Origin of the sequence: Lysinibacillus sp. ACHW1.5, from assembly GCF_022014815.1 — a bacterium.
Lineage (GTDB): Bacteria > Bacillota > Bacilli > Bacillales_A > Planococcaceae > Lysinibacillus > Lysinibacillus capsici.
In genome coordinates this window covers 124,646-137,201 of the sequence record NZ_CP091777.1, presented here as the reverse complement: position 1 = coordinate 137,201, position 12,556 = coordinate 124,646, and the positions used below count along the sequence as shown (strand labels likewise).

Sequence of the window (12,556 nt, the reverse complement as noted above, 5' to 3'; positions counted from 1 at the left end):
ATCAATAATATCGATTTTTCTCCGATATATGAACAAAGAGATGAAGAGGCGCTTTGTAAAAAGGTTTAATAGGAAAATGCTTGCAATGACGCCGAGGTAATTAACTGAAAGAGGTGAGTACTTTCGTCATGCATTATGAAAATCTTGAAGAACAATGTCAAAAATTAAGACAGCTGTCCTTCACAATATTAGCTAAAAATTTACAGGATGCTAGTTTGCTCGCCATTTCAACCCCAGCAGAATCCTTACAGAAGTCACTTTTTGTATTAGAGGAAATTTTATATGAGATTTATCGATTGGAAATGCATACCGAACCTAAATTCAAAAATGTCCGAATGCTATTAAATAATCGAAGTTTTGTAGGGCAAATTCATCCTCGTCGGATTTATTTATTGATGAATCTAATTCATAAAATGACAAGCCATACTAGTAATGACATTGTAGAAGCCAAAGCAGCTAAAATTGTTTTAGATTATCTTAGCGATATTGTTGAATGGTTTATGAAGCGCTATGATCGTAGCTTCAAATCCAACCGCCTGCCTTCTCATATCACAGAACTTCCTTCAATATTTGATGAAAATATACTTCAGCATGAGCAGTCTCAAGAGGCTTACGAACATGCTGTCAAATGGTTTGAAGTAGCTGCCCAGAACGGAGATGCAAGCGCTCAATATAACTTAGGTGCTCTTTACAATCATGGTCGAGGGGTAAAAAGGGACTATAGGCTTGCAAAAATGTGGTATGAACGAGCTGCCGCACAAAATGACGCAAATGCTCACTATAGCCTCGGTGTACTTTATCATCTAGGCCAAGGTGTTATACAGGATTATCTAGAGGCTGCACGTCATTACCAAATAGCGGCTGATTTAGAGAATGCTGACGCCCAATACAATTTAGGTGTACTCTATAATCAAGGCTTAGGCCTATCTCAAAATTTTAACGAAGCTGCCAAGTGGTATACCTTAGCTGCCAATCAAGGTAATACTAGTGCCCAAAACAATCTAGGCTTTCTTTATCATAATGGCACGGGTTTGGAGCAAAGCTATGATAAGGCCGTCGCTTATTTCAAAATGGCTGCCCTAACTGGAGATGCAAGTGCTCAATACAATCTCGGCTATATGCATCTTAAAGGGCGTGGTATTCCCCAAAACCAAGAAGAAGCGGCAAAATGGTTTCATATGGCTGCTTTACAGGACCATGTGAATGCAGAGTTTCAACTGGCCATGCTCTATAATGCTGGGCAAGGAATGATGAAAGATCATATAGAAGCTCTAAAATGGTTTAAGCTAGCGGCACATAAAGGACATTTAAATGCTCAATACTGTCTTGGCCTGCTGTATGAAAAAGAGCAGAATCTTGTGTCAGCAGAAAAGTGGCTACTACTAGCTGCTGACAATGGCCATATCAGCGCTGGCTTCGAGCTAGGACGTCTATATGTATATCAGCTTCAAGACCCAGCCAAAGCAATGTCATATTTTAGGACAGCAGCTGAAAAAGGCTATGCAGATGCACAGTATGAGCTTGGCCTATTACTGACATCTGGCACTGCTGTTCCTATAAATTATAAGGAGGCCGTGAAATGGTGGCGAGCAGCAACCGATCAATCACATATTCAAGCAGAATATCAATTAGGCCTACTATATGAACAGGGATTAGGGGTAGCCTTGAATCTTGAGGAGGCACGCAGATGTTATCGCCTTGCAGCCATTCAAGGACATGCAGGTGCGCAGTATCAACTGGGCAATTTATTTGATAAAGGTAAAGGGGTAGAACAGGATTACACAGAGGCAGCTAAATGGATTGAACAGGCTGCGTCACAAGGACATATGAAGGCACAATACCAATTAGCCCAAATGCACATTCATGGACAGGGCGTACCAAAGGACTTTGCAAAGGCTGCCCAGCTTTATCGACTATCTGCTAATCAAGGGCATCAAAAAGCTCAATTCCAGCTTGGTATGCTCTACAAAAAAGGGCATGGTGTTGCACAAGACTATCAAGAGGCGACAAGATGGCTGAAAAAGTCACTTGAAGAAATTAAATAAATATTTTAAAACCTACCGCATCACGAATGACACGGTAGGTTTTATTAATGACTGCTAGTATCCTTTTGTTGTTGAATCATAAATGTTACAACAATAAATAAAGCAAAGCTAATTAATAGCGTAGTTCCTCCTACAATAAAGAAGACTAATGTAAAAGTGCTACCAAAATTAAATGGATTTATATTGTAAAACCACATGCCTAACGTTAAGCCCAGAACACCTACAATAGCTGTCCAACCATGAATGGTTACTAATTTTTGTGATTTCACTTTGAAGGCTCGATAAAAAATACCCCAGGCAAACATACTAAGCCAGCCAACAAGTAAAATATGTGCATGTATCGGTCTATATTCATAGCTACCTGATCCCGACATATGTGAACCTAAATACGTGCCGATTAAAGCAAAAATTGCCGCTAATCGAATAAGGCGTATGCTCCACTTTTGTTCCATACGATAACCCCCTAGTTATGTTTCAACTAAGTAGCAGTTTATCGTGTGAACATGAACTTTATATGAACTCCTTATGACAAAATTGGTAGATGGATATAAACCTTTGTGCCTGCATGCACCGTACTTTGCATCTGTATGGTCCCTCCATGTAGCTCAACAATTTGTTTGACAATCGCTAATCCTAGTCCTGTCCCTTGCTTGGTTCTAGACGCATCAGCGCGATAAAAACGGTCATATACTTTTGCTAATTGATCCTCAGTCATTCCTATCCCACTGTCCTCAACAAGAATTTCAAGTGAAGTAGATCTTTTTTGTAAACGTAGATGTATTTGTCCACCCTCTACATTGTATTTAATGGCATTTGTCAGTAAATTATCCCATACATTTTGTAAAAGCCCTGCATCGCCATCAAAAATAATTTGCTCAAGCTTATACGATATTTGAAGCTGTGACTCTTCCATTTGCCAACGATACTTTCGTACGGTTTCCTTGAGCTGTTCATCTAAACGATAAGACTCACGTTTTACAATTCTTGTCGATTGGTCAAGGGAGGTTAATAATAATAACTGCTTGGTTAATGTAGATAGGCGTTTTGTTTCTAGCTCAATGATTGCTGCATATTCCTGTCTTTCCTGTTCAGTAAGGGAAGGATTTTTCAGTAAATTTACATACCCTTGAATATTTAATAAAGGCGACTGAAAATCATGTGATACATTACTAATAAATTCCTTCCGTGTACGATCAGTTTCCTGTAATCTCTCGGTCATCCTATTAAAGCTTGATGCTAATTGGCCAATTTCATCTGCACGATCAATATCTAGAACTGTATCAAATTTTTCATGCGCTAGCTGTTGAGTGGCTGCTGTTAATTTCGTAATGGGGCGAATTAATGCTTTAGCAAATAGTAGCATGGCAAGAAGGCTCAGTACTGTCATAACCAACATTAATCCTGCAAGTATTGTATGCACCTCAGAAAACAATAAACGAATATCTGGTCTTATGAACAATGCATAGGACTTGCTTTCATAGGTAAATGGCACACCAATTGTATTATTCAGTTCGTTAGCAAAAAATCCTGTTACAAAGGTTTCTTTAGGAAAATCTCGCATACCATGATAGGTTTCCCCATTTAAAACATGCTCCACAACAGATGTTGACAATGTTTTATCACGATATGGACCGCCAAAAAAATGCCCCTCCTCACCAGTTGTCACATATATTTGATAGCCGATTTCACCCAATGTTGTTAGATAGCTATTTAAATCTTCTGGTTTGTTTGTCTCAATATAATGCACAATATCCTGTGCTATGCTAACGTTTTTCGCATCATTTTTTTCTTTTACAACTTGATGGTAATAGGTATTCGTTGCCAGAAAGCCCATACATAAGCTTCCGAGCATTACTAGCATTGTGGTTACAACAAACTTACTATATAACGTTTTCATGTTGTTTCCTCTAGCTTATAGCCAACACCTCTTACTGTTGTAATTTCAACAGCCGTGTCATATCGGTTTAATCTTTCACGAATCCGCTTCACATGCGTATTTAACGTTTGCTCATCTCCATCATAGTCATAGCCCCATACTTGTTCCATAATATAGCTACGAGTAAACACTTGATGGGGTCGTGATGCTAACAAAGCCAGTAATTCAAATTCCTTTAAAGGTAATATAAGTGTATCTTCCCCTATTACAACCTCAAAGCTTCGTCGGTCAATTACTAGTTTACCTACTTGAATGGTTACTTGATTTTTTTTATCAAATCTCCTCAAAATTGCAGCTATACGAAATAATAATTCCTTTGGTTCAAAGGGCTTTACAACATAATCGTCAGATCCTGCTAAAAAGCCACGTTCTTTATCCTCTAGCTCACCTTTTGCTGTTAATAATAAAACAGGAATATCATAATCTTGAGTTAAATACTCTGTTAGTGTAAAACCATCCATTCCTGGCATCATCACATCGACAACAGCTAAATCAGGCAGATTCCCTTCGAGTAAGGCTAGTGCCTGCTTTGCATTTTCAGCAAGTAGCACCTGGTAGCCTTCCTTTGTAAGATAAATATTGACTAGCTGTAAAATATGAACATCATCATCGACAACAAGGATCTTCATCTGCCCACCTCCAGTTAATAAGAAAAAATCCGATCATATAGAACGAATTTTTTCAGCACAAATTACTATTATTTTATAACGAAAATATAGAAATCAACAGCAATAAGAGAAAAGGTAAACCAATTACAATATAGCCTCTAGGATTGGCAAGGTTCATGGTCCATCCTACCCCGAAGCGTTTCTCCACAAAAACGGATGGGTCTTGTCGATTCATATAAATTAAGCCGCCCTTCCAATAACGATCCTCATCCACGTCCATTACTTGGGAATCTATATTTGCTTCATAGCGTACTTTATGTTTATACTTTTTCACCACATATATCAGTAATGAACCCAGCAAAACAACTAAGAACAAAATAAATATTGGTAATAGCTTATAGCCTACTGTCATAGAAGGATAGATGTTGCTTAATTGTAAAATTGTTAATAAAGCTGTTAATGCAGAACTTATCAGTAGTATTTGCCAACTCATGTATTTTCGTGTTTTTAGCTGATCCTCCAACGATTCCTCTTTGCGATTTACAGCTAATTTAATTGCCGAACGTTTAATGGAGTCGGTAATTCCCCACATCATACATTGCATCATTAGCATTACCAGTGGCAGTGAAATAGCCGTAAAATAGGTCTTGCTTCTCCAGGCATCCGCTTCGCCACTTGGCCCCCAATGTACTGCTATATTATTTGGCATGAGATCGTAATGAAGGTATGTGTAAATGATCAAAAATACGGATATTCCTAATGGTACAGCAAAAAAAGACCAAGGAAGCATTTCATCACGGCTTCTTGCAGTTAAATCCACTGCCCGTACTTGTTTAATATTTGCACCCCACTGCTCTTGTTTTTTTAACTTCGATACCTTTTGATGATTTATCCAATACAACGCCATACTTACTGTAAGCATACTAAACAAACAGCTTAATAAAACAATACTTTGAATAGCTTCAGAAGGAGCAAATTGATTGTAACTTATAATCATGATGATTAGAAATACTATACCTGTGCCCCCTACGAACTGCACATACTGTTTTTTCAACTGAGCTAAGAGGGGATGCTTAATAATTTGATCAGGCACTGTGACTCCAAAAACGATAGTCTCTCTTACAATATAGGGAACGACTATTTGCAAAGCTAATGTCATGATGTAAATGGTTATAAAAACGCCAAGTAGCATTTTGCTACACTCCCTCTGCTGGAATTTGCAAATCGGCAAATACTTTTTTCATCATGTGCTCAATTTGTTCAGCTGTTGCGCCGAGCACCATTCCTTCTGCCACAACAGGTTTCAAATTCTTTTCGATTTGACGTAGTTGCTCAGGTGATAAAGCTCTCTCCTCTGCTGAACTTATAATAGCTCCAGATTTTGGCCGAATGGTAATAATCCCTTTCGCCTCTAATTCATGATAACTCTTATTAACAGTATGCATATTAACACCTAAATCGGCAGCTAAACTCCGCACAGACGGCAAAGTATCACCTGGCTTCATTTCTCCTCTAGCAATTCCTTCGATAATTTGACGTGTTACCTGCTCATAAATAGGTACGTCTGATTGAAATTCTATTTGAATAAACATGTTTATCAGCTCCAGATTTGTTATATAACTAATATAACAAATTTCTCTACACCTTGCATGAGATTCAAATGTTTAAATGGGGGAATTTTTTATGGTTTCAATAAATCTTTGCACAAGTAAATTCTGCTTCTCATTATTCCTTGTACAAATTGCAATTTTATGTTTAATGGCATGTATATCCTTCACATAAACCCTCGCCAATTGCCCACTCTCTACATACTCTCTAACCGCAAGAGGAGAAATAAAATTTGCACCATAGCCCGCCATGACTGAACGAATTGTTTCATGAATGCCATTAAATTGGAGTGCGATATTTGATGGTCTCACTTGGTAGGTTTGACATAATGAGAAAGGATGCTCTTTCATTTTAAAATGCTTTCAAAATTGATATGTTGCGCATCTATAATGACACGACACCCACTATTCGTCTTTCCTGATTTGTTTCTGGAAAGGATAAATAGCTTTGATTGCTCCATATACTTAAAAGCTGTTGAGATTGTATTGAATCCTACCTCTAATTTGTTACTCAAATGCTCTCGGCTTACTTTGATAATGCCATTGTATGTAAAATCATAAATCAATTTTTCTAGCACTCTATGTACTTTCCATCCAGGATAAATACCTTGTGTGGCCAGTACGTCTTCTAATTGCTGCAGGCGTTCTTCTTTGAGTTGCCGGTCTCCTTTTTGATTGCCGTATGTCATAAATGTTTGGACTGCTTGGTTTGGTGTAGTTTTTAGTTTATTTTTCATGATAGTTGCTCCTTTTTGAAGCAAAAAAGCATTTTCATCGTGTAGCTTAACGATACAAAACGCTTTCGATGACGGAAATTTTTTTAATAAATTTACGCATTTGGCGAATAACCGTTCAATGATCTCGATGCCTTCTTTAGTGTTTTGAGCAAATCGATCCAATTTGGTTACAACAAGCTTGTCACCTTCATTTAATTTAGACAGCAGCTCATTTAATTGTGGCCGGTCTGTTTTCGTTCCTGTGAATTTCTCTTTATAAATAACAGTCGCTCCTTCACTCTCCAACGCTTGAAGCTGAACCTCTAATTCCTGTGATACAGTCGATACCCTTGCATAACCGTAAATCATAGAAAAATACCTCATTTCTGCACTACACTTATAGACCTAAGTTATGACACCTTTTTACACCTTGATATTACTGCATCAACATTCTGGTGTCAAAACTATATTAAGTTTTGGCACTGTATAAATAAAAAAGACCACCTCGTATGAGATGGATACATCATTCTATCTATTCAATTAAAGCACCACGTTTGTTGAACAAGGAATTTTGTTTACCCTTCAACAATTGCAAGATATTTTTTGATTTCTCCTTCAGATTCAACAATTAAAATATCTCCTCGTTCTTTGGTGGAAAAAATCTTTGTACCAACAGGAAGTTTATTCGACATCTCATCTCTAAAATCTGTATTAGCATCATTTTTTGTTTTTATTTCACCGATTTGAACATCTTTTGTTAAAGACAATTCTTCAACCCAATCAATATTAGCTTTGTAGATAACTCCATCATACTGAAAAATATCAGCATCAGAATCTAATGTTAAAGCTTCTTCGGCATCTATACTGTCAATTGATACTGTTGTAGTTCCCCCTTGAATATTACATCCCATAATCATGAATAAAGCTAATGCGATCAAACCATAGAATAATTTTTTTATTTTATTTACCCACCTCTTTTATATAGACACCAATTATCCACCAAAAGTTACATATTCAACTAAATTTCTTCGTTAGTTGAATAACCCCGCTTACTTGAGGTGGGCGTTAAAATTAGCAAACTCTGGCGCTCTTATTATTGCAGATAATGTTGTACGTAATGGTGAGGTAATTAATGAAAATAGTGAGGTTGAACGTGTTACAGGCGTACAAGAATTTATGGATTTAATAAAAGCAAACCCGAGAATTGAAGCAACAACTATACAAACAGTTGGTGTCAAAGGGTATGACGGCTTTGTACTAGCCGTAGTAAATTAGCATAGAAAAACCGCGTAACTAAAAAAACAGTTACGCGGATGTACTATATAAAAGATGCCTTACTGCTCCCCATCTAAGCTAGTAAGACATCTTTATCCCTTAAAATCTCTTAACTTTTATTTATAGACCCCTTTTAAATCAATCGTGCTCATCTCTTTAAACGGGGGAACAGACCCCGTCACGTTATGTTAGTGGAATAGGCTGGATTGTACCCGAGGGCAACCCATTTATAGTTATTAGGAAAGTTTGATATGTTGGATAGTAGACTTATATTTTATGCTAATTTTTCATACCCTGGAAGTGTCAAGAATTCCGCAAATTCATCTTGTTCAATTAAGGATTTAAACAGTTCAGCAGCTTCTTCATAGCGACCACTGTTATAAGCTTGTTCCCCAACAGCCTCTTTAATTTTCACAAGTTCTTCTTCCAATATTTCTAAAACAAATGCTAATGTAATACCACGTCCATCATCTAAGATTCCTTTCGGATGACGGATCCATTGCCATACTTGTGTACGAGAGATTTCTGCTGTTGCAGCATCCTCCATCAAGTTATTAATTGGTGCCGCTCCGTTACCTCGAAGCCATGAAGCAATATATTGTACACCAACACTACAGTTAATGCGTAGTCCTTCAATTGTAATTGTTCCTTCTGGTACAGCTACTAAATCTTCGGCAGATACTTGTACATCCTCACGCTTTTTATGAATTTGGTTAGGCGTTATCATAATAGCATCAAATTGCTCCATCGCTGTTGCAACCATACCAGGATGTGCTACCCATGTACCGTCATGCCCCTCTGTTGCCTCACGACGTTTATCTTCTGCCACCTTTGCAAATGCGACTGCATTCGCCTCATCATCATTTTTAACTGGAATTTGAGCTGCCATTCCGCCCATTGCTGGTGCATTTCGCTTGTGACATGTTTGAATACATAAAGATGTATAGGCTTTCATGAAAGGTACCGTCATCGTTACTTGCCCACGGTCTGGCAAAATAACATCCGCTTGATTGCGTAGACGCTTAATGTAGCTGAAAATATAATCCCAACGGCCACAATTCAAACCAGCTGAATGTTCACGTAGCTCATATAAAATTTCATCCATCTCAAAAGCAGCTAAAATTGTTTCGATTAATACAGTAGCTTTTATTGTCCCCTGTGGAATACCAATATAATCTTGAGCAAACACAAAGACATCATTCCATAGTCGAGCCTCTAAATGACTTTCAAGCTTTGGTAGATAGAAATATGGCCCTGTACCTTGTGCAAGTGCGTTTTTGGCATTGTGGAATAGATATAAACCGAAGTCAAAGAAACTGCCTGAAATCGGCTCTCCATCCACCAGGACATGCTTCTCAAGCAAGTGTAGACCTCGTGGACGAACTAACAGCACTGCTGTCTCATCATTTAATTTATATGTTTTACCATTGGATGCTTGTGTAAATTCAATCGTCTTATTAATAGCATCACGCATATTAATTTGACCGCCAATCATATTTTCCCATGTCGGAGAAGATGCATCCTCAAAGCATGCCATGAACATTTTTGCTCCAGAATTTAACGCATTAATAACCATTTTCCGATCAACTGGCCCTGTAATTTCAACACGGCGATCTTGCAGGTCGTTTGGAAGTGGTGCGATTACCCAATCACCTTCACGAATATGCTTTGTCTCTGGTAGGAAATCCAGCTTCTCTCCCGCATCAAGTCGTTTTTGGCGTTCTTGTCGAGCCTCCAACAGCTCCTTGCGGCGAGCATCAAATTTTTCGTGCAGGGCAAGAACAAATTCAAGAGCTTCAGGTGTCAAAATTTCATTAGTTTGCTCGTTTTGTTCTCCAACAATTTTAAGCTTACCTGTCGTTGCTTGTTCCATTAGCTGTTTACCCACCTTTGCCATTTTAGTTTCGTCATCCTCCGCTTTAGGAGGAGCGGAGGAGACTATTCTATGATTATGAATTTAGGAAAACACGTATTTAAACTACGACTTATACAAACTGTTCTGTTTCAGTAGAACCTGCCATTGCTGTTGTAGAAGAAGTACCACCAGAGATAACTTGAGAGATTTCATCAAAGTATCCAGTACCTACTTCGCGTTGGTGACGTGTAGCTGTATAGCCTTTAGACTCAGAAGCAAATTCTGCTTGCTGTAGCTTAGAATATGCAGCCATACCATTATCTTTATAGTCATGAGCAAGCTCAAACATAGAGTGGTTAAGCGCATGGAAACCTGCTAAAGTAACGAATTGGAATTTATAGCCTAATTTACCAAGTTCGCGTTGATACTCTGCAATTTCTTCTTCTGAAAGATTTGCCTTCCAGTTGAATGAAGGTGAGCAGTTGTATGCAAGCATTTTACCTGGGAACTCAGCATGAATAGCTTCAGCAAATTCTCTAGCTTCTTCAAGTGATGGTTTAGAAGTTTCACACCAAATTAAATCTGCATATGGAGCGTAAGCTAAACCACGAGCAATTGCTTGTTTGATTCCAGCTTTTGTACGGAAGAAACCTTCAGGTGTGCGTTCACCTGTGATGAACTCTGCATCACGTGGATCAATATCTGATGTAACCATATCAGCAGCATCAGCATCTGTACGTGCAATTAAAATTGTATCTACACCCATAACATCTGTTGCTAAACGTGCAGCTACTAAGTTACGAACAGCATTTTGTGTTGGAAGTAATACTTTACCTCCAAGGTGTCCACATTTCTTTTCAGATGCTAATTGATCTTCTAAGTGAACACCCGCTGCTCCTGCTTCAATCATACCTTTTACAAGCTCGAATACGTTTAGAGGCCCACCAAAACCTGCTTCTGCGTCTGCTACGATTGGCGCGAACCAATCAAATTGATCAACACGTCCTTCAGCATGATCAATTTGATCTGCACGTTGAAGCGCTTGATTAATTCGTTTTACTACTGCTGGTACAGAGTTAGCTGGATATAATGATTGGTCAGGATACATTTGACCAGACAGGTTTGCATCAGCAGCTACTTGCCAGCCTGATAGATAGATAGCCTTTAATCCAGCTTTTACTTGTTGTACTGCCTGATTCCCCGTTAATGCCCCCAATGCATTGATAAAAGGTTCCTCATGTAATGAATTCCAAAGTCGAGTAGCACCTTTTTGTGCTAGTGTTTGTTCAATTACTACTGTCCCCTGTAATTTAACAACCTCTTCAGCTGAATATGTGCGTTCAATACCAGCCCAACGTGGGTTTTCAGCCCAATGTTTTTCTAAAGCTTCGATTCTTTCTTGACGAGTTGACATATTGAAATTCCACCTTCCCCTTTGTGTACAATATACTCTGTTAAAAAACTTTTAATTATCTGTTCCATAACAGGTTTATTTGTTGTAAATTAATATATAACAGACTATTTGAATTTTCATTATTTTTCGATAAAAGATCAAATTTTAAGGATAAAACTACCTTTTTTGACGATGAAATTTGGAAGACTGTTTACAAACAAGGGGGATATTCACAATGAATAATGAGTTAAATTCTTTCGTAAAAGATATTTCACAACAATATATTTTTATGTTGAAAGACTGGATACCTGCTGATTCATCCATTGCGATTGCTGTTGAAAATGCTTATATTTATTTTCACTCTGGTCACCACAGTATTCATTTAGAGATAGGTCAACAAGTATTACCTGGGAGTATTGCGGACCAAGTGTTACAGACTCATAAAAAAACAGATGCTATTTTAGATAATTCCCTATTCGATACGCCTTATTACGGCATTGGTTATCCCATATACATTCAAAATAAGCCTGCTGCTCTTGTCATTGTCCTACCGTCATCATTTACAACAAAAAGAGCAGAACCATTTCAATTTTTAACCGGAAAGCAAGAGGAGGAATGGAATCCTGTAGCAATTAATAAAATATCTCATATTGAAAGCCTACAGAAAAAAACATGGTTTTATGTAGAGGGTGATCAGTATAAAACGAGTATTACACTGAAAGAACTTCAATTACGATTACCATCATATTTTATTCGTATCCATAGATCTTACATTGTAAATATACATTTCATAAAAAAAATGGCACGTGATTTAACGTCAAATTTTATTGTCACTTTAATTGATGGAAGTGAGTTACCAGTGAGTCAATCTTACCTAAATGATCTTCGGAGTGCTCTTGAGTTTTAAGTATATAGGACTGTCCTTTTCGGGGGATAGCCTACTTTAGACTGAGCACAACAAAAAAGACCAGAGAATAAATTCTCTGGTCTTTTTTTGCCTAGCGACGTCCTACTCTCACAGGGGGAAGCCCCCAACTACCATCGGCGCTAAAGAGCTTAACTTCCGTGTTCGGTATGGGAACGGGTGTGACCTCTTTGCCATCATCACTAGACTATGATCG

The 12,556-nt window shown here is 38.0% G+C and carries 12 protein-coding genes, 1 rRNA gene and 1 pseudogene; 3 read left to right on the top strand and 11 right to left on the bottom strand.

The genetic code is table 11. The features are described 5' to 3' along the window. Window positions 1–128 precede the first annotated feature (128 nt). A complete protein-coding gene (locus L6W14_RS00700) occupies window positions 129–2,045 on the top strand; it encodes an SEL1-like repeat protein (protein ID WP_237899038.1) in 1,917 nt (638 codons plus the stop codon). A gap of 44 nt (window positions 2,046–2,089) precedes the next feature. Here the strand turns inward: L6W14_RS00700 and L6W14_RS00695 are convergent, their stop codons facing one another. The 8 genes and pseudogenes from L6W14_RS00695 to L6W14_RS00660 form a co-directional block, all read right to left on the bottom strand. Beyond that, on the bottom strand, window positions 2,090–2,497 hold the full coding sequence (locus L6W14_RS00695; RefSeq protein WP_131522127.1) for a hypothetical protein: 408 nt from the start codon (window positions 2,495–2,497) through the stop codon (window positions 2,090–2,092). Between the two features lie 71 nt (window positions 2,498–2,568). Continuing rightward, window positions 2,569–3,942, bottom strand: a complete 1,374-nt coding sequence (locus L6W14_RS00690; RefSeq protein ID WP_237899037.1) for a HAMP domain-containing sensor histidine kinase — start codon at window positions 3,940–3,942, stop codon at window positions 2,569–2,571. Continuing rightward, on the bottom strand, window positions 3,939–4,610 hold the full coding sequence (locus L6W14_RS00685; RefSeq protein WP_131522125.1) for a response regulator transcription factor: 672 nt from the start codon (window positions 4,608–4,610) through the stop codon (window positions 3,939–3,941). Before L6W14_RS00685 ends, L6W14_RS00690 begins: the two co-directional genes overlap by 4 nt. Before the next feature lie 73 nt (window positions 4,611–4,683). Further along, complete coding sequence (locus L6W14_RS00680; protein WP_237899036.1) at window positions 4,684–5,781, bottom strand: DUF1648 domain-containing protein; 1,098 nt, start codon at window positions 5,779–5,781, stop codon at window positions 4,684–4,686. Window positions 5,782–5,785: 4 nt separating this feature from the next. Next, a complete protein-coding gene (locus L6W14_RS00675) occupies window positions 5,786–6,181 on the bottom strand; it encodes a GntR family transcriptional regulator (protein ID WP_048395924.1) in 396 nt (131 codons plus the stop codon). 72 nt (window positions 6,182–6,253) lie between these two features. Further along, entirely contained in the window at window positions 6,254–6,547 is a 294-nt protein-coding gene (locus L6W14_RS00670; protein ID WP_237899035.1) for a LysR substrate-binding domain-containing protein, read from the bottom strand. A gap of 473 nt (window positions 6,548–7,020) precedes the next feature. Then, a pseudogene (locus tag L6W14_RS00665) lies at window positions 7,021–7,281 on the bottom strand (recombinase family protein); the annotation flags it as partial. Between the two features lie 206 nt (window positions 7,282–7,487). Further along, the gene (locus L6W14_RS00660) at window positions 7,488–7,829 is read right to left on the bottom strand and encodes a flagellin family protein (protein WP_237899034.1); all 342 of its coding nucleotides are present in this window, start codon (window positions 7,827–7,829) and stop codon (window positions 7,488–7,490) included. A gap of 136 nt (window positions 7,830–7,965) precedes the next feature. On the opposite strand from L6W14_RS00660, the gene L6W14_RS00655 reads away from it, so the two are divergent. After that, complete coding sequence (locus L6W14_RS00655; RefSeq protein ID WP_371824160.1) at window positions 7,966–8,187, top strand: O-methyltransferase; 222 nt, start codon at window positions 7,966–7,968, stop codon at window positions 8,185–8,187. A 274-nt stretch (window positions 8,188–8,461) separates the two neighbouring features. Here the strand turns inward: L6W14_RS00655 and aceB are convergent, their stop codons facing one another. Continuing rightward, a complete protein-coding gene (gene aceB, locus L6W14_RS00650; protein ID WP_131522758.1) occupies window positions 8,462–10,060 on the bottom strand; it encodes a malate synthase A in 1,599 nt (532 codons plus the stop codon). Window positions 10,061–10,172: 112 nt separating this feature from the next. Further along, window positions 10,173–11,456 carry an isocitrate lyase gene (gene aceA / locus L6W14_RS00645; RefSeq protein WP_131522757.1) on the bottom strand — a complete coding sequence of 428 codons (1,284 nt, stop codon included), beginning with the start codon at window positions 11,454–11,456 and terminating at the stop codon, window positions 10,173–10,175. Window positions 11,457–11,670: 214 nt separating this feature from the next. On the opposite strand from aceA, the gene L6W14_RS00640 reads away from it, so the two are divergent. Then, the gene (locus L6W14_RS00640; RefSeq protein WP_237899028.1) at window positions 11,671–12,342 is read left to right on the top strand and encodes a LytTR family DNA-binding domain-containing protein; all 672 of its coding nucleotides are present in this window, start codon (window positions 11,671–11,673) and stop codon (window positions 12,340–12,342) included. Window positions 12,343–12,431: 89 nt separating this feature from the next. Here L6W14_RS00640 and rrf read toward each other — a convergent pair. Beyond that, window positions 12,432–12,547, bottom strand: a 5S ribosomal RNA gene (gene rrf, locus L6W14_RS00635). Between the last annotated feature and the right edge of the window lie 9 nt (window positions 12,548–12,556).